We start from the raw sequence: 21,356 nt of genomic DNA, 5'->3' as shown, positions 1-21,356 counted from the left end.
GTGGTATGAGGTATTTTTCGGCAGGTTAAAGAAATACGCTACGCAGAATGAATAAGAACATGTTCAGGCTGGTTTTCAGCCGGTGCCGGAGTATGCTCGTCGCTGTTGCGGAAACCGCCATTGCCCACGGCAACGCAAGTCAGGGCGAGACCCATTCATCGGCCTCACGGCGCCCGATCACACTGTTCGCCATGCGTCACGCAGCTTTCGCCGCGCTGGTGCTGTGCGGACTCGCACCTGTTCTCGCGGATGCGCAGATCGTGCCCTCGGGTGCGCACGCGCCGAATGTCATCCAGACGCGCAATGGCCTGCCGCAGGTCGATATCAACAAGGCGTCGAATGCGGGTGTTTCGGTTAATACGTATTCGCAGTTCGATGTGCAGAAAAACGGCGCGATCCTGAACAACTCGCCCGTTATCACGAACACGCAACTCGCAGGACAGGTGAGTGGTAACCCGAATCTTTCGCCAGGCCAGTCCGCGCGGATCATTCTCAACCAGGTCAACAGCAATTCGCCCAGCCAGTTGCGCGGCTATCTCGAAGTGGCGGGCAACAGGGCCGAAGTCGTCGTGGCAAACGGTTCGGGGATCGTGGTCGATGGCGGCGGCTTCATCAATACCACGCGCGGCATTCTCACCACCGGCACGCCGATGCTCGATGCGGGCGGCAACCTGAGCGGTTTCAACGTAACTGGCGGCATGATTACCGTCCAGGGCGCGGGCCTGGACGCGACCAATATTGATCAGGTGGACCTGATCTCCCGCGCGGTGGAGGCTAACGCGGCCATCCGTGCCAACGACCTGAATGTTATCGCCGGCGCAAATCGGGTCAATCACGACACGCTGGCCGCGACGCCCATCGCAGGCAGCGGCGCAGCGCCAGGTGTGTCCATCGACGTGAGCCAGCTTGGCGGAATGTACGCCAACCGTATCGTTCTGGTCAGCAATGAATACGGTGTCGGGGTGTCCAATGCGGGCGTGATCGCCGCCCAGGCGGGCGACCTGACGCTCACGACGCAGGGCAAGCTGGTTCTCACCGGCAAGACAACCGCGAGCGGCAATCTTGCGGTGTCAGCGGCGGGCGATGTAGACAACAGCGGCTCGACCTACACGCAGCAGAACCTGACCATCAGTGCGGGGAACGTCACGTCAAGCGGCACCTTCGGTGCGGGCATCAATGCGGATGGCAGCGTTGGCCAGAGCGGCGATCTGAATCTCAGCGCAGCGGGCGTGCTGTCGGCCACCGGCACGAACCTCGCTGGCGGCAATGCGACCCTGCGCGGTGCGTCGGTGAACCTCGCAGAAAGCACGACAGCAGCGAATGGCAATCTTGCGCTGAGTGCGACGGGTGGCGATCTGAACACGTCAGGCGCGAGCGCGACCGCAGGCGGCGCGCTGACGGCGAGCGCAACCGGCACGCTTGACACCAGCGGCGCAACGCTCGCGAGTGCCGCAAACATGCAACTGGCAGGCAGCCAGATCACGAACACAGCCGGTCGGGCGCTCTCGGGCGGCGCGCTGGCCGTGCAGACGGCGGGCTCGCTCGCCAACCGGCAGGGCGTATTGCAGGCCGCCGGAAAAGAAAGCATCGTCGCCGGGTCCATCGACAACACGGCGGGCCGCATCGTGTCGCTCAACGGCGACGGCTTGACAGTGAATACGGCGGGCGCGCTTGTGAATGCGTCGGGTACGGCGGTGGACGGCGAACAGGGCGGCGTCATCGGCAGCAACGGCGATGTGGGCCTGACGGCGGACACGTTGACCAATCAGGGCACGGTGTCGGCGCTTGGCAATGCCACGCTCGCCGCGTGGGCAATCACCAACGACGGCGGCATGGTGACGGCAGGCGGCTCGCTCAATGCCACGGCGACGGGCGCGCTCTCCAACGTGCAGGGTCGGCTTTCCGCGACGGATACCACCGTGTCCGGGGCATTCATCGACAATACCTCGGGCCTGATTGACGGCGACCAGTTGCGCGTATCGAGCACAGGTGCGCTGATAAACCGTCACGGCACGATCCAGCAGACCAGTGCAGCGGCCCAGACGATCAGCGCGGGCGGCGCGCTGGACAACACACACGGCACGATTGCCTCCAACGCGCAGGACCTCACGGTAAGCGCGCAGTCGATCACGAACGACAGCGGCAAGATCGGGCACGCGGGCACAGGCACGCTGGCCGTAAGCTCGGCCGGGGCACTCTCTAACGTTGGCGGCCAGATCGGGACGAACGGCGCGCTGCAAACTGCCGCAGCCTCGCTCGACAATGCGGGGGGCAAGCTCGCCGCGCAGCAGGCCGCGAGCATCGCCGCCGCCAGCGGCATCGTTAACCGCGACGCCGGGCAGATTTACGGCGACGCGGGCCTCACGGTTTCCACCCAGGGCGATTTCGACAACTCGGGCGGCTCGGCACAGAGCGGCGCAGACCTGACGCTCGACGCGTCCGGCAGGGTCATCAACGCGGGCGGTGTGATTGCCGTGAACGGCGCGGCCGGGACGCTTGCCGTAGCGGGTTCGGGCATTGACAACACATCCGGCTCGATCACCAACGCGGGAACGGGACAGACCACGCTCAGCGCTGCCGGCACGATCACGAACACGGCTGGCGTGCTGGGCGGCAACGGCGATGTACAGGTCAACGCGCAGAACCTGGCGAACCGGTCCGGAGGCCAGGTGGTGGCGGGTGGCACCGCCACCCTTGCCATCACGGATACGGTCGATAACACGGATGGCAGGCTGTATGGCGGCACGGCGCTGAACCTGAACCAGCCCGCCGCGACGCTCAATAATGACGACGGCTCCATCGAGAGCGCGCAGGACGTATCCCTGCGGGTGGCGTCCATGTCGAACGCAGGCGGCGCGGTGCGCGCCAACCGCGACATCGGCATGAGCGGTACGCTCGCGGGCGACGGCGGGATCACGGCGGGTCGCGACCTCACGCTGGCGCTCCAAGGCGACTTCGCCAGCAACGCAGCGACCGCCCTGCATGCGGACAACAACCTGACGCTCGGTGTTGGCGGCACGTTCACGAACACCGCTGCACTGGAAGCAGGCAACGCGTTGACGGTGAACGCGGCCAATGTCGTCAACGCGACCGGCGCGGACATGAATTCGGCGGCGACCACCGTCAATGCCACGGGCGATATCACGAACGCGGGCGAGATCGAGGGCGATGCGGTCACGACGCACAGCGCGAGCCTGAACAACACGGGCGCGGTGATTGGCAACAACGTCATCGTGAACGCCACGGACGTGACTAATGAGGGCGCGCAGGCGGTCATCGCCGGGGCATCGTTCCTTGGTATCTACGCGGGCAGTTCGCTGACGAACGCGGACGGCGCCCTGATCTACAGCGGGGGGAACATGGAACTGGCGCGCGACGATGCGCGCGACTCCACGGGCCTGCTCGCGAACCAGACGGGCATCATCACGAACAGCGCGGCCAGCATCCAGGCGGCGGGCGATATCGACGTGGCCGCGCGGACGCTGACCAACCAGCGCACGGGCGTTCAGACCGAAGCCGGAACGCCTGTCACGACCGTGGGGCCGACGCTGACGCTGTGGACGGGGGGCATTCCGGTTGACGAAGTCGCCAGCTACCACAGCGCGATCTATGAGCAGTGGATTTTCAGCGGCGTGGGGGGCATCGGTGGTCAGGTAATCGGCAAACTGGCAAAGGCATTGGTCGTGACGTTGCCTGCTTCACAGGTGACCAACATCGACGCCACTAGCCAGACGTTCTCGCTCACTACGCCACTGACGGATACCTACAGGCTGTGCCCGACCACCTACTGTGTCGCGGACCCGCAGACCCGCACCATTACCAATAACGCGGTGCAGTATTACCAGAGTCTGGTCCAGAACAGCGACGGTACGGTCACGCTCACTTTCTATCCGGACTACGATCCGACGAAGAACATCGCGCCTGACCAGGTCAGGATCGATACGACGCTTGGCACGGACAGCCACGATTACGTTGAACTGAGCCGCACGTGTACCACCACGACCGTGACCGACCAGCTTCTGAACGCCGGCACAGCAGCAACGATCCAGGCGCAGGGCTCGATCCGCGTCAACGCAGACGGCGGCACGATCAGCAATGAATCGTCCACGATGGCCGCAGGCGGTGACCTCGTACGCCGCGCGACAGGCGGCTCGGTGAACGATACCGGCATCCTGTTGCAGCAGACCGGCACGCAAACAGATGTCTCGACCTTCTACTGGCACGCAAAGACCAGCGACAGCGACGACACGAGGCCGGATGTCAAAGACGACACTGTGCCGCTACCGTCCACGACGGTTGCCTCGCTGCCCGCGATTGCTGCGGCCAACCAGACCGTTCAGACCGACGCACAGGACATTACCATCGGCTCGGTGGATCGCGTCGGCCAGACAGTCACGGGCGCAGGCGTATCCGGTGGTGACGCAACCGGCACCCAGCTGGGTAGCACCAGTACCTCGGGTAACCGGCCGCAGACGCTCGGCGGCGCAGCAGGCGGTATTCCAGGCCTGAAGCTTCCGGCCAGCGCGCTGTACACGTATCAGAGCGCGCCCGGCGCGCCCTATCTCGTCGTCACCGATCCGCGCCTGACGAGCTATACGAAGTTCATTTCAAGCGACTACATGCTCGCCCAGCTCGGCCTGAATCCCCAGGTAACCGAGAAGCGTCTCGGTGACGGCATGTATGAGCAGCAACTGGTGATGGAACAGGTCACGCAACTGACCGGGCGGACGTTCCTCGGGCCTTACACCAGCAACCTGGACGAATACACGGCGCTGATGAACAACGGCGTGTCGTATGCGAAGGCGTTTGACCTCACGGTGGGCGTTGGGCTGACCGATGCACAGATGGCGCAACTGACGACCGACATGGTGTGGCTGGTGAGCCAGACCGTCACACTGCCGGACGGTACGCAGCAGACGGTGCTGGTGCCCCAGGTTTATCTCGCGCAGTCCAGCACCGTTGACCTTCAGGACAGCGGCGCGCTGGTGGCCGGTAACCGCGTGAACCTGAACGCGACAGGCGATGTGACGAGCAGCGGCCACGTCGCAAGCGACGTGGCGACCACGGTCATCGGCAACAACGTCGTGAACCGGGGCGTGATCGGTAGCGGCGGCGCGACGACGGTAGCCGCCGTGCAGGATGTGACGAACATCGGCGGACGCATTGGCGGCGTCGATACGGTGGTTAGCGCAGGCCGCGATCTCGTCGACCAGAGCACAACCGCCCAGGCAGCGGTGACGGGTGGCAACGCCGGCTTCACGTCCAGCGCAACTGGCATGGCGGTCCAGTCGGTCGGCACGATCTCCGCGAGCAACAGCGCGACGCTGCTCGCAGGCCATGACGTGAACATGATTGGGGCGGCGCTCCAGAGCGGCGGCGATACGACCATCGGCGCGGGCCACGACATCAACCTCGGCACGACGACGCTCACGGCCACCCAGGACGCGGGAACCACCGATGGCCTGAACGGCCACCACAGCATCACCACAACCAGCATTGGCAGCACGATCACGACCGGCGGTAACCTTACCACTGTCTCGGGCAACGATACGACGCTGACCGGAGCGCAGGTTCAGGCGGGCGGCAATGCGACGATGGTGGCGGGCGGCGACCTGACGGTGACAGCGGCGAAGGACACAGCAACGTATAGCGGCCAGTCGATGGGCGGCGATCTCGCGCATCATAAGGATTCGACCTACGACGAAACCGCCCATGGCAGCAGCATCAACGCGGGTGGGAACGTCACGCTCGCGGCGGGCCAGTCCGGGACGGGCAACCTCTCGATTCTCGGCTCATCGGTGGGCACGGGCGGTGTGAGCGGCGCAACCGGTGGCGGCGTCATCCTGCAATCGACCGGCGATATCACGGTCGGCGCGGTGACCGAAACGCACGACGCGGACCACTGGTCGCAGAACAGCCACGCCAGCGTCCTGTCGAGCAACAGGATCACCGACACGTCCACCTCGCATGCGGTGCTATCGGTCGGCTCGACCGTATCGGGCGATACCGTAGCGGCCAGTGCGGCGCACGATCTGAATATCAACGGGTCCACCGTCGCTTCGACGAACGACATGACGCTCGCGGCGGGTCATGACCTCGACATCACGACCGCTCAGAATACGAGCCAGAGCAGCACGCTTCATGAGGAGCAGGCTTCCGGCTTTGGTGCGATGAGCGGTGGCGGCGCGAGCATCAACTATGGCACGCGCGAGGAGAAGGACACGACGCACGACAACAGCGTCACCAGCAACGGCAGTCTGGTGGGCAGCACGAACGGCAGCGTGACGATGACGGCGGGCAACGACCTGCATATCACCGGCAGCGACGTCATTGCCGCGCAGAACGTGACCGGCACGGCGGCCAACGTCATCATCGATGCGGCGACGAATACGTCACACCACGACGAAACGCAGGAGATGAAACAGAGTGGCTTTACGCTCGGTCTCGCGGGAAGCGTGGGCGATGCGATCAACGGTGCTGTCCAGCAGGGGCAGAGCCTTGCGAGCGGCAACAGCGATGACCGCGCAACGGCGCTGCATGCGATCGCGGCAGGCGGTAACGCTGGCATGGCCGCACTGGGGGCCAAGGCACTGGCCGATGGCGCCAAGGGTCCGAACGCGCCGAGCATCGGCGCACAACTGAGCTTCGGCAGCAGTCAGAGCAAAAGCACGTCCAGCGAGGACCAGACCACGCATACCGGCTCGACAGTCCAGGCGGGCGGCACGACCACGTTTATCGCAACGGGTAACGGGACGGCGGGCTCGGGCAACATCACGGTCGCGGGTTCGAACGTGAGCGCGAATGACGTGGTGCTGGCCGCAAAGAATCAGGTCAATCTGCTCAATACGACCGATACCGATACCACCGCCAGCACCAACAAGTCGAGCAGCGCGAGCGTCGGCGTGTCCTACGGCACACAGGGCTTCGGCGTGTCGGCGTCGATATCGAATGCGCACGGCGATGCGAACAGCGACGCGGCCATGCGGAACAACGCGCACGTCACGGGTGCGAACAGCGTGACCATTCTGAGCGGCGGCGATACGAACATCATCGGATCGAACGTGAACGGCGGCACGGTCACGGCAAACGTGGGCGGCAACCTGAACGTTGAAAGCGTGCAGGATACGACCGTCAGCACCGTGCATCAGAGCGGTGTGAGCGGCGGCTTCAGCGTCAGCCAGGGCGGTGGCAGCGCGAGTTTCAGCGCACAGAACGGTCATGCGGATTCGAACTATGCCCAGGTCAAGGAGCAGGCGGGTATCCAGGCGGGTGACGGCGGTTTCAACATCAACGTCAACGGCAACACGGACCTCAAGGGCGCAGTGATTGCGAGCTATGCCGATGCGTCGAAGAACAGCCTGACGACCGGCACGCTGACGTTCAGCGATATCGAGAACCGGTCGCACTACAGCGCGACGAGTACAGGGGTCAGTGCGGGCGTCGGTGTCGGGAGTACCGGCAAGGCGGTTGGGCCGGGATCGGTGAGCGGCGCGGGCGGTGCGGTACCAATGGTCCTGAACGAGAACGGTGACGACAGCGCCACCACGCGCAGCGCGATCGGTGCCGGGGCGATCATTATCACGGACGGCGCGCACCAGACGCAGGATGCGGCCGCCCTGAGTCGCGATACCACAAACACGAACGGCACGGTCTCGAACACACCGGACGTGAACCATATCCTGAACCAGCAGGCGGACACGATGGCGGCGGCGCAGGCGGCGGGCCAGGTGGTGGCGCAGGGGATTGCGGCGTACGCGAATGCAAAGCAGGAGACTGCCCAGAAGGCGGCGGATGCGGCAAAGGCCTCCGGTGACATGGATACTTACGCGAAGTACCAGGCCGAGGCGAATTCGTGGGCGGAAGGCGGGACGAACCGCGTGGGGCTGCACGTTGCGGGCGGAGCGCTGCTTGGAGGTCTTGCCGGAGGCGGGATTGGCTCGGCGGCGGCCGGCGCGGCGGGCGCCGGGGTGTCGTCGGCGCTGGCTGGAAAGCTGAATGGTCTGGCCGATGAGATTGGCGGCGCGACGGGATCGATGACGCTGGGCAATGTGACGTCGAACGTGCTGGCCGGGTTGAGTGGTGCGCTGGTGGGCGGTAGCGCGGGCGCGTTCACGGCATCGAATGCGGACCTGTACAACCGCAGCACTGGTAATAGCGATGGCACGGGCGGCACGGGCAATCCGTTCGGGATGCGCAAAGACTTTCTAACCCAGGTATGCGGTGCGGGCGCGCAGTGTAGCGATGCAACGCTGAATGCGGCAATTCAGGCTCTGGGGGCGAATGCAGATGCTGCCGCTGGTACTCTCCAGCCCAACTACGCGACCGCCAACGGGGGCGTACTATCGGCTAATGGGACGCTTGCGGTGAACCTGTATGACGGCCACCGGTATGTTGGTAGTGGAGTATCAATGACTAATCCATCGGCCGTTTCGTGGATGCCGAGCGGCACCGCAACGCTGGGATGGATATTTGGCGCGCAAGACGCAGATGCAACCAATTCATTTCTGAATGGTGATGGTAGTCAATATTTTGTTTCAGTACCAATACCCTTTGGTGTCAATGTGTTCGGCGCGGTCACCCATGCGTATGCCGGTAGTACGGCCGTCGAAATTGGGTTTGGGTCACCTGGTGGAAAAACCATCGGGGTAATGCCTTGGGGTCATTCCTCCCCTGTGGGCGCCAAGTAAAGGAGATTGATATGGCAACTGGCGGAGGGCCAACGCCCGAACAGTGGGCACGTATGAGCAAAAAGCAAAAGACTTTTTACTGGGTATTTATCGCTGTAATCGCGGCAGTGATAGGGAGCGCGGTAATTGAAAAACTATTTGGATGAAGGCGGCGATAATCGCGTGCTGCTGCATCTTGCGGGCGGCGCGCTGATTGGTGCCTCGGTGGGGGCAGCGCATTCGGGGCGATCGGTGGTGCGGCTGGTGCGGGCCTGTCTTCGAAGCTCACGGGGCAGCTTGAGAGCCTGTCCAAGGGTGTCGCAGCAGATACGGGCTCGGAACTACTCGGCAACACCTCGCTGCGAATGTGGCGGCGGGCGTAGGTGGCACGCTTGTGGGCGGCACGGCGGGCGCGGCTACTGGATCGGCGGTCGAGTTGTACAACCAGATGCTCCACCAGAAAAAGAATAGTCTGCTGCCCTCGGCATGTACGGCGTTCTCACCGTGCAACGAGTCGGTAGCAATGGCGCAGGTTAATGCGATCGCTGCAAACGCTAATGCTTCTCCAATCAATGCAATGATGCCATCCGCTGCCACTATCACGGACCAGGACTCGACCGCGTTGGCGCTTGCATCTCCGTGGCTACCGCCTCCGTATGACGTTGCCGCTGCCGTTGCCTCAGCGGGCCTGCAGTCCTTAAGCAATTTTAACAATCCGCCAAGTCAAGCATCGGTCCTATACAACACGGTGAGTACAATCGGCGGTGCATTGCTTCCGCAAGGAAAATGGACGCAGACTCTGTTCACTGTGGGTACGACGGCGGCGCAACCTTATGTCGTTCCGCAGAATTGAAGTATTACTAGCGATAGTTACCAAGAGATACTATGGATAGCAATAAATGGAAGGATGAGCTGACGCCGATAGAACGAACGGTCTACCGTTGTATCTCCTATTTGGCGCAAGCGGTCGTCTTTTGTTGCATTTACTTGCTGCGCAAGCATTCGCCATCAACCGTTATTTTTGCGATTGGGATATTCGCATTACTAATAGCATTGATCTTTGGAGCGGGATACAGCAAGAGCGTCAGGGTGCTAGACCTAAGACGTTTTGATAAACAATCAGATAAACGAGACTCTAGCAAACGATAGAAGATGTCGATGTTTGGCGGTTCCTATCGTATCCTAATGAAGATACGCTGGCAAAGAAGGAGGCCAAGCTGGCTGCACAGCCGCTTGACATTTCTACGAGGCCGCATTATTGCGGAAATATCATGCATCCAGAATTTCGCCGTCCCCCGGTAGGGCCGCGCCGTTCCGCTTGGCCCTACCGCTTCGCCGAATTGTTCTTCGGTACGATCGCGAAGGCGACAATGGTCATCGCCGTTTTGCTTCTTGCTGTTCTCGAAATTTTCAGTGGGGGCGCAGGTGGGAGCTTAAGCGACCTTCCAACAACTCGCAGAGGTTGGCGAAATCTATTGCTCGTTATGCTGACGATTCTCATCGTTGTTGCGCTTGGTATTTATTTCTTTGCCCCAAAGGCGAGTCACCCACATCGCTGAGACGATCGAGCAGCACGGTGGGCATGTTCGAAGGCGCGAACGCGTATCGCTTCAACCGGCAACTGCCCGCTGAGTGGCGAACGTCCGCTTCGCCCGCATAATTATCAGAATCAGGAATTGAAGAACAATGAAAGTCAGCAAGCGGCTATCGCTTCTGCCGTTGATAGCCTCTGCCTCGCTCGCGGGACAGGCTGTCCACGCACAGCAGGCCCCGACCCCAGCCGACACGGCGGCAGCGGCACGCGCGAACGCCGAACAGATCCAGCAGGTCAAGGAACAGCACGAAGCTCAGCAACGCGACGCGACAGTCAAAGCGCCGGCCGTGCGCTCGACTGTCGAACGCGCATCGAACTGGCCTGAACTGCCAGTCGAAACGCCGTGCTTTCGCATCGACTCGTTCGTGCTCGACGTGCCCGCGACGCTGCCGGATGCAGTACGCAAACAGGGCGCATCTGCGTTGCCGCTCGACCGCTTCGCCTTCGCCCGCGAATGGCTCGACCATTACCGGGGGCAATGCATCGGCAAGGCGGGACTCGACACGCTCACCAAGGGATTGCAGCAGGCTATTCTCGGTCGCGGCTACATCACCACACGCGTACTGCTGCCTGAGCAGGACCTGTCAAGCGGCGTGCTGAAGTTCGCACTGGTGCCGGGTGTCGTGCGGACGATCCGCTTTGCCGATCCCGCCACGCGCGGCACATGGAAAACCGCCTTCCCGGCCCGCGAGGGTGACATGCTGAACCTGCGTGACCTCGAACAGGGACTCGAACAGATGAAGCGCGTCAGCAGTCAGGACGTTGACATGAAAGTCGAACCCACTGACGTACCGGGCGAAAGCGATGTGGTCGTGACGGTAAAGCGCGCGAAGCCCTGGAAGGTGGTCACCTCAGTGGACAACTCAGGCACGCGGGCCACCGGCAAGCTGCAAGGCAACCTGAGCCTTGGCATCGACAACCCGCTCGGGCTAAACGACATTTTCAACGTCGGTGTGAGTCAGGATCTCGAATTCGGCGACAAAGGTCTCGGTTCGCACGGCTGGAACGGCTCGTATTCGATTCCGTGGGGCTACTGGACCGGCACGCTATCGGCCTACACGAACACGTACTACCAGCAGATCGCGGGCGCTAACGCGACTTTCGTTTCGAGCGGCAATGCACAGACGGCGGACTTCAGGCTACAGCGCGTGCTCATGCGCAGCCAGAACAACGTACTTGGCGCGCAGTTCCGCCTGACGAAGCGCTTCGGTGAAAGCTTCATTGAAGACACCGATATCCCGCAGCAGCGGCGCAACAACACGTTCATCGAGGCCGGCCTGACCGATCGCCACTACTTCGGCAGTTCGCAGTTCGACGGTAGTCTCGCGTACCGTCAGGGCGTGGGCGGACTCGGGGCGACACCAGACTTCTACGAGAATGGCCCGACTTACCGCTTCCGCATGGCCGTCCTCGACGCGAACCTGTCAATGCCGTTCAGGATAGCAAGCCAGCCATTGCGTTACGTGACGAGCGTGCATGGGCAGTTCACGAACAACACGCTGAACTATATCGATGACCTGACCATCGGCAGCCGCTACACGGTGCGCGGCTTCGACGGCGAAACGATGCTCGCGGCCGAACGCGGTTTCTTCTGGCGCAACGAGTTGCAGCTATCGGTTGGATCGACGGGGCAGTCACTTTACGCAGGCATCGATTACGGGCAAGTGTTCGGACCGAACGCCGCATATCTCGCCGGTACGCAACTGGCAGGTGCGGTGATCGGTGTGCGCGGTAGTGCATCAGCAAAGGCTGGCGCGCTCGCCTATGACCTGTTCGCCGGGACGCCAATCTACAAGCCGTCAGATTTTCCCACTGCGCGCGTGACGCTCGGTTTCCAGTTGACCGCTCAATTCTGATATTTACCCCGCCGACGCTATCCGGGTTTTCGGCGTTTCAACAAAGAGGAAAACAAAATGAAGTTATCGAAAACGAATGGGCTTGGAGCCGTTGCTGTTGCCGTTGTGGTGGCGCTGGGCGGATGTGCAACCGAGTCGTCGCGCTCGCTGCCGGTGCCCCCCGTCGCCAGTGCGCAGAAGCCAGCAGTGGGCCAACCCATCGGCATTTCAGTCGGCAAGTTCGACAACCGGTCGAGCTATATGCGCGGCATCTTCTCGGATGGCGTTGACCGTCTCGGTGGTCAGTCCAAAACCATCCTGATCACGGCGCTCCAGCAGACTGGGCGCTTCAATGTGCTCGATCGCGACAACCTCGACGAAATCCGCCAGGAAGCAGGCTTCCTCAAAAAAGCACAATCGATCAAGGGGGCGCGCTTCGTCATCACCGGGGACGTAACGGAGTTCGGTCGCAAGGAGGTTGGCGACCGGCAGCTATTTGGCATCCTCGGCCGTGGCAAGAGTCAGGTGGCCTACGCAAAGGTCAGCCTGAACGTCGTCGACACGACGACATCGGAAGTCGTGGCGTCGAGCCAGGGAGCGGGCGAGTTCAGCCTTTCGAACCGTGAAGTCATCGGCTTCGGCGGAACCGCCGGCTACGACTCGACACTGAACGGCAAGGTGCTCGATCTGGCGATTCAGGAGGCCGTCAATCACCTGGTCGAGCAGGTCGATGCAGGCACGCTCAAGGCCGCACAGTAAGTGTGCCGGGCCATTGCGTTCCATCCACTTTCAACCGCATCTGCCATAAATATGATGACGCGATTCACGATGAAACATAGCCGCATGATGCGGGGAATCTGTCTGCCAGTAATGGCGACAGCCATGCTCCTCGCGGGATGCGCGGCGAACCGCCCCCAGCCGCTTTACCAGTGGACCGGCTACCAGCCGGCCGTGTACGACTATCTCAAGGGAGAAAAGGCTCCGCAGGAGCAGATCGATGCGCTGGAAAAGGCCCTCCAGGACATCAGCGGCAAGGGGCACACGCCGCCGCCGGGATTTCATGCGCAACTGGGCATGCTGTACGCGAGTGTCGGGAACGACACCCAGGCCATGCAGGAGTTCGAGTCCGAGAAGCAACTGTTTCCGGAGTCCTCGACCTACATGGACTTCCTGATGAAACATAAAACGAAACAGCCTTAAGCGAGCCGTCATGTCCAGATTCCTTTCTTTCAGACTTTGGTTTGCCCTCTCGACGTTCGCGTTGTTAGCTGCGTGTGCGCAACCCGTCAAGCATGCCGATTACACCGCTTTCAGGAACAGCCGGCCGCACTCAATCCTCGTTCTACCGCCAGAAAACGAGACGACCGACGTGCAGGCGACGAACAGCATGCTTTCGCAGATGACGATGCCACTCGCCGAATCGGGTTACTACGTGGTGCCAGTGGCGGTGATGGATGAGACATTCCGCCAGAACGGCCTGACCGTCCCGGCCGATATTCAGGCAACCTCCCCCGCGAAGCTTCGGGAGATCTTCGGTGCTGACGCCGCGCTGTATTCGAAGATCACACAGTACGGCTCCGTGTACCACATCGTCGACAGTGCAACAGTAGTAACGGCGTCCGCCAGGCTGGTCGATCTCAAGACCGGTGACGTGCTATGGCAGGGTAGTGCGAGCGCCAACAGCAATGAGGGCAACAACAATGCTGGCGGTGGCCTGATCGGCATGCTGGTCATGGCAGCGATCAAGCAGGTTGCGAATTCGCTGACGGACAGGGGGCACGATATTGCCGGAGTGGCGAGCTATCGGCTTCTGCATGCCGGGCCGCCGAACGGGCTGCTTTACGGGCCACGGTCACCTCAATACGGCACTGATTGAACAATCCTCGATCAGCAGGGACTGGCTGTGGCGGCAGATGGCTCGTACGGTACTACTGCGTAGAAAGTAGGACCTGGTCGGACAGACGATGTCAGATCGTCGGTCTCAGTGCGGCCATGAAGCGTCATTCGCCCGCACCATAGCTGGGACATTCGAAAGTCGGCTCCGCTCGGCGGATCCAACCGGTCGATGCAACACAATGAACGTCTCATGAGCGGCGCGAGTGTTGCAAATGAAACAGAGGCGCCGGTGCCTCTTCAGCTGCCGCAGCTCCGGTTTCGGCTTCGCGGCGCCAGGCGCGGTTCTCGTCACACAAACGGGAGACGATCAGAGATCACGGCTCGTGATCTTTTCGCTAACTGGCGCAGCCTCGGGTCTCGGCTGGCCAAAATCTTGTCGTCTTCCGACTCCGCGATTTCGACGACGTCCCTGCAACTAACATCCATTTGTCCATTTCGATTCGACAAACGGGCAGTGAGAGGTCGAATAAACCATGGGAGAAAACAATGGCAAGCGCGCCCCTCAATATTGACGATTCGGGCTGCAGCCTTGAAATCAGCGTCGACGAGACAGCGGCAAGCTCACGTCGTGTCCGGGCCGGTGACAAGCAAAATGAAGCAGCATTATTTTGCAGTGAGTTTCTCTCTGTCGACATCGATCAGATCGTCAGCGATCTAAATGTAAATGGATATTACGCCTTCCCCTCGGCGATATCGCAATACACGCTGAAAACCATCGAGCGCGACGCGACACAAACGAGAATTGGGCTGAATGAAAACTCCATCAGCGGCGTCTACTCCGAGAAACAGTACTACCTGACCAATCTTCTCGCAGTTTCGAAGACCTTCTACAACTTTGCCACCTCGTCGTTAGTGCTCAAAATCTGCGAGCGATATCTGGGCAACGAATTCCGGCTGAAAGCGCTGCGTTATTATGAAACATATGGTGGACACCATATGCAGTGGCACACCGACAACAAGACTGACAAAGCATTCGCTCATATTCCTGGAATCATCTTTATTTTTTATGTCTCGGATGTCGAGGATGGCGAGTTTCAATATATCGAAGGCTCTCACCTTTGGTCGGGCGAAAAGGCATATAGCGACTATACCGACGAGTTTATCGAAGCGAACTACGAGTCCGCGATCAGAAGCTTCAAGATGCCCAGTGGCTCCTTGCTGATCTACAACACATACGGCATACACAGAGCGAGGCCCGTCAACAACAAGAATTTCGTCAGGAAAAGCGTCTTCCTCCAGGTAGACAGCGAAATCCAAAGGTCCGAGCCGATTATCGTCAACACCGAATTCATCACCCGGTTGAATGACCAGATCTCGATGTTTTTGGGCTTTGGGCAACCGTCCGACTATGAGGTCTTTCCAAAAACCACGCTGAACTCCTTGCCCCTCGACAAGAAGATTATCCGCGTGATGACGAGATATGTTTTGTATCGCCTCTCCCGCGGGGCTTTTTCCAGGCTCCCGCATTCTGTCCGACTCGCCGTCAGGCGGCTCATCAAAAGGTAGTCGGTTGCGCCGCGGCTCGCCTGCTCTCTTATATAGGTTGCCGACTTAGGGAGTCCTTCTTCTTGAACGAGCTCGTTGCATCGCTTGCGGATGCGACGAATCTCATCTGAACGTCAAGTGACATGGAAATTTTTAGCGGGACGGTGACCTTCTGGTTCATCGACCGGGCACTCGCGGCGGCGGTGCCGCGCGCGAACGTGCTGGTATGGCAGGACCCGATAACAGCTCATTCGCCCGCTTCGCTCAATACGATTCGATCGAGCCGTCGCTGTGCGGATACGTGACGATGCCCCACGCGAGCGGCAGCTCGCCGATCTGCTTGAGCGGCTGATAGCTCTTCGCGTCGAGCACGTAGACCGCGTCGGAGCGACCGCACGCGACCATCAGCTTCGAGCCGTCCGGCGTGAAGCTGAAATGCCAGCAGCGCTGGCCGACCGGCACATCGGCGACATGTTCGTACGTGTGGCCGTCGAACACCTGCACCACCTTGTCGCGCGCGGCGGCCACGAAAAGCCGCTGACCGTTGGGACCGAACGCGACGCCATAGGGCCCGAGTTTGGTGTCGACGGTCTTGACTACCTCGAACGTGTGCGCGTCGATCACGACGAACTTGCTGAGCGACTCCAGCGTGACAACATAATGCTTGCCGTCAGGCGACAGCCGGATGCCGCGCGGCCGCCCGCCCGCCGCGAGCTTCACGGTTCGGATCGGCGCGCCGGTTCGTGTGTGATAGATCGACACCGTATCGTCGCCTTCGTTGGTGACCAGCATCATCTGGCCGTCGCGCGAGAATTCGATGCCTTCGGTTTCGTGGCCGCTCGTGACCGAACGGATCACGTGCCAGTTTTTCATATCGATGATCGCGATTTCGGCGGGCGGCTTGTTCGCGTCGTCGTCGTCCGCGCCGGGCTTGTTGCCCGCGTTCGCTGCGGGCTTATTGTCCCCCTTCGCGTCGGGTTTGGCTCCCGGCGGCCCGCCGTCCTCGCCGGGCTCGTAGGTCACGTATGCGTAGCCGTTGCGCACCCGCACATATTCAGGGTTTTTGCCGATCTTCACGCGCTGGACCACCTTGCCCGTGGCGGTGTCGATCACCGCGAGATCGTTCGTGTTCTTGTTGGCGACCAGCAGACGCGTGCCGTCTGCGTTCAGGCTCAGGCCGCGCGGGCCACCGGCGCCGACCGGAAAGGTCTGCGTGAGCGTCATCTGGTCGAGATCTATCACGCCGACGCCGGCCTTCTCACTCGTCACGTAGGCGAGCGGCGCGGCCGCGGCATGCGCGGCGCTCGCGGCCAGCACGAGCGCGCAGGCCAGCGCGAGGGAACGGCGTGGTGGTCGGGGGAAAATCCGTGTCTCCAGCATCGTTGTACTCCGGGTTGATATGGCGGCGCCGCGATGGTTCGCGTCATCGTTTCAAGGTAGCCCACCGGGCGATTGTTTGACAACGCGGATCGGCGGGAGATTTTCCCGAATTGCTTCGCGCCGGCCGGCGCGGGTTTGAAAAGCGGGGTCGGCGGGGGACAATGAGCGCGGAGGTGGCGATGATGCTGCAAGTTGCCATGGTGAACCCAGGAAGCCCTACGAATGCCGCGGCCGGTTACCGTCGCGCGGCCATCGTGCTGGGCGCCGTGATCGCCGCGCATCTGGTGCTGCTCGCCATCGCGTTGAGCGCGCGTAACCGGATCGTCGAGCGTCCGGTCGAGCCGCGCACGATCACCGCGTCGCTGCTGAGCCCCGAGCCTCCCGCTCCGGTTGTTTCACCTCCCGCGCCGCCCCCACCCGCCGCTGTCGTTCCGACGGCGCCAACGCCGCCGGTCACGCACCCCGCCGTGCGCGTCAAACCGGCGCCGCAGCCTCGCGCGCAGGTGCCGCGCAGTGTGGAAAAGCCTGTGCCGACACCGTCTCCGACACGCGAAAGCACCGCGCAGCCCGTCACGCAAGCCGCCGTGCCAACAGCCGCCGCGCCGTCGGCGGCATCGGCTTCCGCCGTCCATCCGGCGGTGCCCGCGTCGACCGAGCCGCGCAACGTGTCGCACGTCGACTGCTCGATTCCGAAGCCCGACTATCCCGACATCGCGAAGCGGCGCGGCGAGCATGGCACAGCGATCGTGCGTTTCGTCGTCGGGCTGAGCGGGCATATCGAAACGGCGCGACTGCAAACCAGCAGCGGCTCCGCGCGGCTCGACGACGCGGCGCTCGCCGCCGTCCATGCGGGCGCCTGCCAGCCGTACACCGAAAACGGCACGCCGGTGCGCGCCGCGTACTCGCAGTCGTTCGTGTTCGGACTGACCGAGTGACGCGACAGGGTGAGCGCACCGCCAAACAGACCAGGGACACCAAACGAAGGAACTCGCCATGCAACACTACGGACTCGCAAACGTCTGGGATTCAGGTGATATCGTCACGCGCGGCATTCTGAGCGTGCTCGTGATCATGTCGGTGCTGTCGTGGACGGTGATCATCGTGAAGCTGTGGCAACTGATCCGCCTCAGACGCGCAACCCGGAGCGACGCGCGCTTCTGGAGCGCGGACCGCTTCGACGACGGGCTGCGCAGCCTCGGCCATCCGGAATCGGGCGCGCACGACAATCCGCTGCTCGCGCTCGCGCTGGCGGGCCATGAAGCCGCGACGCACCATCGGCAGACGCAGCAGCATCTGCACGACCGCATCGACGTGTCCGACTGGATCACCCGGCGTCTGCAGGACACGATGGACGAGACGATCGCGCGCCTGCAAAGCGGCCTCGCGATTCTCGCGTCGATCGGCAGCACCGCGCCTTTCGTCGGGCTGTTCGGCACCGTGTGGGGCATCTACCATGCGCTCATCGTGATCGGCGAGACCGGTCAGACCTCGATCGATCATGTCGCCGGCCCGGTCGGCGAGTCGCTGATCATGACGGCGTTCGGGCTCTTCGTCGCGATTCCCGCCGTGCTCGGCTACAACGGCCTGACGCGCGCGAACCGCTCGATCGTCGCGCGCCTGAAGCGCTTCGCGCACGGCTTGCACGCGTACTTCGTGACCGGCTCGCAGTTGCCGTCGAGCGCCGGGCCGCAGACGCGCGTGGTGCCGCGCGGCACCAACGCGACGAACGCAAACCGCGACGGAGACCTCGAATGGCAATGAGCCCTTTCTCCGACGACGACGATCAAGGTTTGATGAACGAGATCAACATGACGCCGCTCGTCGACGTGATGCTGGTACTGCTGATCATTTTTCTCGTCACCATTCCGGCGCTGCAACACGCGGTCAGGATCGATCTGCCGCACGCGAGCAGTCAGCCGGAAGCGCTCAAGCCCGCGCACGTGGACGTCGCGGTGCAGGCGGACGGTACGGTGCTGTGGGACGGTCAGCCCGTGACCGACGACGCCTTGCGCGCGCGCATCGCGCAAGCCGCCCTCGCGACGCCGCAGCCGGAGCTGCATTTGCGCGCCGATCGCAAGGTGGCGTACGAGCGTGTCGCGATCGTGATGTCGGCGGCGCAGCGTGGCGGGCTGACGAAGCTGGGCTTCGTGACCGATCCGCAGTTGGGCAAATGACGCGGCGCGGCGTGCGTGTTCGGTGCGTGCCGGCACACAAAGTCCCGCTTATCGGCGGCGAAAGAATCTCTGAATTTGAATCGGCGGACGGCTCGGCTATCGTGGTGCGTGTCTGAACGGCACCCCACCCTTGCGAGGACCGCACGATGCAAGCCCTCATCTTCGACGTCGACGGCACGCTCGCCGACACCGAGACTGCTCATCTGCACGCATTCAACGCCGCGTTCGCCGAAGCGGGCCTCGACTGGTTCTGGGACGAAGCGCTCTATTCCAGCTTGCTGAAAGTGGCGGGCGGCAAGGAGCGTCTGCTGCATTACTGGCGCACGGTCGAGTGCGAGGAAGCTGGGGGCCCGCGAGCGCGAGAGGCCGTCGACGCGCTGCACGCGCTGAAAACGCGCCACTACACCGAGCGCATGCGCGAGCGCGGCGTGCCGCTACGACCCGGCATCGCGCGTCTGATCGACGAGGCGAACGAGGCCGGTCTACGCGTGGCGATCGCGACGACCACGACTCCCGCCAACCTTGACGCGCTGCTGCAAGCGCATTTCGGCGCCAGTTGGCGCCATCGCTTCGCGGCAATCGGCGACGCCGGCACCACGCCGGCGAAAAAGCCCGCCCCCGACGTCTATCGCCACGTGCTCGAACAGCTCGGCTTGCAGCCCGCGGCCTGTCTCGCCTTCGAGGACTCGCGCAACGGCCTGCTGGCGGCGCGCGCCGCGCGCGTGCCCGTCGTGGTCACGCCGAGCGCTTTTACCGCGCGCGAGGACTTCGATGGCGCGCTGGCCGTGCTGCCTCATCTCGGCGATCCGCACGCGCCGATCGTTGCGATGGTGCGCGGCGAATGGCATCGCTGGGTGGACCTGGCGACACTGCGCCGCTGGCATCAAGACGCCACGCGTCGTCCCGATTCGGCCGCGCACGGCGCACTGAACGCGGACCAGGCGAACGCGAGCGCGTCATGGCAATGAACCGCGACTACCACGCTGTCCTGATCGATCTCGACGGTACGATGGTCGATACCGCGCCGGACATCGTCGCGGCTGCCGGCCTGATGCTGACGGACTTCGGCGCCACGCCACTGCCTTACGACAGGGTGACCGGCTTCATCGGCAACGGCGTGCGCAAGCTCGTGCAACGCTCGCTGGATGCGGCGGGCCTCGGCGAGCACGTCGAACTGGAGCACGCGCAGGCCGTGTTCGAGCGGCACTACGCGGTGACCAACGCAAAGCTGGGTCGGGTTTTTCCTGGCGTGATGGCCGGGCTGCGCGCGTTGCAGCAGCACGGGTACCGCTGCGCGTGCGTGACCAACAAGCCGCAGGCGCTGGCGGCGGCGCTGCTCGACAAAACGGGGCTTGCCGCTTATCTGGACGGGCTGGTCGCGGGCGACACCGTGGCGAGCATGAAGCCGTCGCCCGAGCCGCTTTGGCACGCGTGCCGGCTGCTCGACGTCGAGCCCGAACGTTGCGTGCTGGTCGGCGATTCATCGGTCGATGTCGCGGCGGCGCGCGCGGCCGGTCTGCCGGTCTTCATCGTCAGCTACGGCTATGGCAGCGCGAGCGGCGCCGACCTGCCGCTCTGCGACGCGCTGATCGATTCGTTCGAGACATTGCCGGCGATTCTGGCGCAAGCGCGGCCGGCATTGCGGGCGTGATTCGAGCCGCTAACCCGCCGACAACAACCCCGCGACGCGCTCCGACTTCGTCTGCACCGCGATATCTTTCGCCGTCATCCCGCGATTGTCCTTCAACGACCGGTTCGCGCCGCGCGCGAGCAACAACTGGGCGGTCTCCGCGCGATCGTATCCCGCCGCCCACATCAGCGCGGTCAGTTCGTTCTTGTAGGTCCGGTTCACGTCGACGCCCGCATCGAGCAACTGACCGACGACCTTCGTTTGCCCCTGGCCCGCTGCGTATTCCATCGCGGTCTTGCCGACGCGATCGGTCGCGAGCGGCTCGGCGCCATGCGCGAGCAGCAGCGCGACGATCTCGTCGAAGCCGCCGTAGGCAGCGGCCATCAGCGGTGTATCGCCCGGCGCGTTCGCATGCTGCACGTTCGCGCCGCGCTCGATCAGCGTGCGCGCCATCGCCGTATCGCCCTTCTTGCACGCGGTGACGAGCGCGGTGTCGCCGATCCGGTTCATCGCATCGACCGACGCGCCGCGCTGCAGCGCCGCGACGACCGACTGCTGATCGTCGTCCTTCGCGGCCGCGAGCAGTTGGCGGTTGATTTCCCCCTGGTCCTGGGCGAGCGCCGGCACCCATGCGCCGAATGCGCTGGCGAGCAGAACGGCGGCCGCAAGCTGCCGAGTGAACATGTCTGTCATGGT

16 protein-coding genes are annotated in these 21,356 nt (G+C 62.8%); 14 read left to right on the top strand and 2 right to left on the bottom strand.

Going from position 1 to position 21,356, the window contains the following annotated elements:
- Window positions 1-47 precede the first annotated feature (47 nt).
- From OKW39_RS38070 to OKW39_RS38030, 9 genes are all read left to right on the top strand, one after another.
- Entirely contained in the window at window positions 48-8,687 is an 8,640-nt protein-coding gene (locus OKW39_RS38070) for a hemagglutinin repeat-containing protein (RefSeq protein WP_429564993.1), read from the top strand.
- An 11-nt stretch (window positions 8,688-8,698) separates the two neighbouring features.
- A complete protein-coding gene (locus tag OKW39_RS38065; protein WP_429365046.1) occupies window positions 8,699-8,833 on the top strand; it encodes a hypothetical protein in 135 nt (44 codons plus the stop codon).
- A gap of 356 nt (window positions 8,834-9,189) precedes the next feature.
- Window positions 9,190-9,519: a hypothetical protein gene (locus OKW39_RS38060; RefSeq protein ID WP_429510048.1), complete on the top strand. Its 330-nt coding sequence runs from the start codon at window positions 9,190-9,192 to the stop codon at window positions 9,517-9,519.
- 418 nt (window positions 9,520-9,937) lie between these two features.
- A complete protein-coding gene (locus OKW39_RS38055) occupies window positions 9,938-10,225 on the top strand; it encodes a hypothetical protein (protein WP_429564992.1) in 288 nt (95 codons plus the stop codon).
- A gap of 127 nt (window positions 10,226-10,352) precedes the next feature.
- Window positions 10,353-12,116 (top strand): ShlB/FhaC/HecB family hemolysin secretion/activation protein, encoded by a 1,764-nt coding sequence (locus OKW39_RS38050; protein WP_429564991.1) that lies wholly within the window; start codon window positions 10,353-10,355, stop codon window positions 12,114-12,116.
- Between the two features lie 57 nt (window positions 12,117-12,173).
- Entirely contained in the window at window positions 12,174-12,854 is a 681-nt protein-coding gene (locus tag OKW39_RS38045) for a CsgG/HfaB family protein (RefSeq protein ID WP_184061842.1), read from the top strand.
- Window positions 12,855-12,923: 69 nt separating this feature from the next.
- Entirely contained in the window at window positions 12,924-13,295 is a 372-nt protein-coding gene (locus OKW39_RS38040; RefSeq protein WP_429564990.1) for a DUF4810 domain-containing protein, read from the top strand.
- A gap of 10 nt (window positions 13,296-13,305) precedes the next feature.
- Window positions 13,306-13,971, top strand: coding sequence for a DUF799 domain-containing protein (locus OKW39_RS38035; protein WP_429334358.1), 666 nt, complete (start codon window positions 13,306-13,308; stop codon window positions 13,969-13,971).
- Between the two features lie 506 nt (window positions 13,972-14,477).
- Window positions 14,478-15,497 (top strand): phytanoyl-CoA dioxygenase family protein, encoded by a 1,020-nt coding sequence (locus tag OKW39_RS38030; RefSeq protein WP_429564989.1) that lies wholly within the window; start codon window positions 14,478-14,480, stop codon window positions 15,495-15,497.
- A 243-nt stretch (window positions 15,498-15,740) separates the two neighbouring features.
- Here OKW39_RS38030 and OKW39_RS38025 read toward each other — a convergent pair whose 3' ends face one another.
- On the bottom strand, window positions 15,741-16,856 hold the full coding sequence (locus OKW39_RS38025) for a beta-propeller fold lactonase family protein (protein WP_244144885.1): 1,116 nt from the start codon (window positions 16,854-16,856) through the stop codon (window positions 15,741-15,743).
- A 179-nt stretch (window positions 16,857-17,035) separates the two neighbouring features.
- Here OKW39_RS38025 and OKW39_RS38020 point away from each other — a divergent pair, with 179 nt between their 5' ends.
- The 5 genes from OKW39_RS38020 to gph all read left to right on the top strand — a co-directional run bounded on the left by OKW39_RS38020 (window position 17,036) and on the right by gph (window position 20,681).
- Entirely contained in the window at window positions 17,036-17,791 is a 756-nt protein-coding gene (locus OKW39_RS38020; RefSeq protein ID WP_429564988.1) for a TonB family protein, read from the top strand.
- A gap of 58 nt (window positions 17,792-17,849) precedes the next feature.
- Window positions 17,850-18,617, top strand: coding sequence for a MotA/TolQ/ExbB proton channel family protein (locus tag OKW39_RS38015; protein WP_429564987.1), 768 nt, complete (start codon window positions 17,850-17,852; stop codon window positions 18,615-18,617).
- The gene (locus tag OKW39_RS38010; RefSeq protein WP_429352421.1) at window positions 18,608-19,030 is read left to right on the top strand and encodes an ExbD/TolR family protein; all 423 of its coding nucleotides are present in this window, start codon (window positions 18,608-18,610) and stop codon (window positions 19,028-19,030) included. Before OKW39_RS38015 ends, OKW39_RS38010 begins: the two co-directional genes overlap by 10 nt.
- A 146-nt stretch (window positions 19,031-19,176) precedes the next feature.
- Window positions 19,177-19,998: an HAD family hydrolase gene (locus OKW39_RS38005; RefSeq protein WP_429564986.1), complete on the top strand. Its 822-nt coding sequence runs from the start codon at window positions 19,177-19,179 to the stop codon at window positions 19,996-19,998.
- Window positions 19,989-20,681 (top strand): phosphoglycolate phosphatase, encoded by a 693-nt coding sequence (gene gph, locus OKW39_RS38000; protein ID WP_429564985.1) that lies wholly within the window; start codon window positions 19,989-19,991, stop codon window positions 20,679-20,681. Before OKW39_RS38005 ends, gph begins: the two co-directional genes overlap by 10 nt.
- 9 nt (window positions 20,682-20,690) lie before the next feature.
- Here the strand turns inward: gph and OKW39_RS37995 are convergent, their stop codons facing one another.
- On the bottom strand, window positions 20,691-21,353 hold the full coding sequence (locus OKW39_RS37995; RefSeq protein ID WP_187611501.1) for an ankyrin repeat domain-containing protein: 663 nt from the start codon (window positions 21,351-21,353) through the stop codon (window positions 20,691-20,693).
- Window positions 21,354-21,356 lie beyond the last annotated feature (3 nt).

It is taken from the genome of Paraburkholderia sp. MM6662-R1 (assembly GCF_050436245.1).
Lineage (GTDB): Bacteria > Pseudomonadota > Gammaproteobacteria > Burkholderiales > Burkholderiaceae > Paraburkholderia > Paraburkholderia tuberum.
The sequence above is the reverse complement of the archived record's forward strand: the minus strand, read 5'-3'. Positions and strand labels throughout refer to the sequence as shown.

Coding starts and splice junctions, on each gene's coding strand:
- OKW39_RS38055 (WP_429564992.1), top strand. CDS start 9,938: ATGCATCCAGAATTTCGCCGTCCCCCGGTAGGGCCGCGCCGTTCCGCT.
- OKW39_RS37995 (WP_187611501.1), bottom strand. CDS start 21,353: ATGACAGACATGTTCACTCGGCAGCTTGCGGCCGCCGTTCTGCTCGCC.
- OKW39_RS38020 (WP_429564988.1), top strand. CDS start 17,036: ATGATGCTGCAAGTTGCCATGGTGAACCCAGGAAGCCCTACGAATGCC.
- OKW39_RS38010 (WP_429352421.1), top strand. CDS start 18,608: ATGGCAATGAGCCCTTTCTCCGACGACGACGATCAAGGTTTGATGAAC.
- OKW39_RS38025 (WP_244144885.1), bottom strand. CDS start 16,856: ATGCTGGAGACACGGATTTTCCCCCGACCACCACGCCGTTCCCTCGCG.
- OKW39_RS38065 (WP_429365046.1), top strand. CDS start 8,699: ATGGCAACTGGCGGAGGGCCAACGCCCGAACAGTGGGCACGTATGAGC.
- OKW39_RS38060 (WP_429510048.1), top strand. CDS start 9,190: ATGGCGCAGGTTAATGCGATCGCTGCAAACGCTAATGCTTCTCCAATC.
- OKW39_RS38005 (WP_429564986.1), top strand. CDS start 19,177: ATGCAAGCCCTCATCTTCGACGTCGACGGCACGCTCGCCGACACCGAG.
- OKW39_RS38015 (WP_429564987.1), top strand. CDS start 17,850: ATGCAACACTACGGACTCGCAAACGTCTGGGATTCAGGTGATATCGTC.
- OKW39_RS38050 (WP_429564991.1), top strand. CDS start 10,353: ATGAAAGTCAGCAAGCGGCTATCGCTTCTGCCGTTGATAGCCTCTGCC.
- gph (WP_429564985.1), top strand. CDS start 19,989: ATGGCAATGAACCGCGACTACCACGCTGTCCTGATCGATCTCGACGGT.
- OKW39_RS38070 (WP_429564993.1), top strand. CDS start 48: ATGAATAAGAACATGTTCAGGCTGGTTTTCAGCCGGTGCCGGAGTATG.
- OKW39_RS38040 (WP_429564990.1), top strand. CDS start 12,924: ATGAAACATAGCCGCATGATGCGGGGAATCTGTCTGCCAGTAATGGCG.
- OKW39_RS38035 (WP_429334358.1), top strand. CDS start 13,306: ATGTCCAGATTCCTTTCTTTCAGACTTTGGTTTGCCCTCTCGACGTTC.
- OKW39_RS38045 (WP_184061842.1), top strand. CDS start 12,174: ATGAAGTTATCGAAAACGAATGGGCTTGGAGCCGTTGCTGTTGCCGTT.
- OKW39_RS38030 (WP_429564989.1), top strand. CDS start 14,478: ATGGCAAGCGCGCCCCTCAATATTGACGATTCGGGCTGCAGCCTTGAA.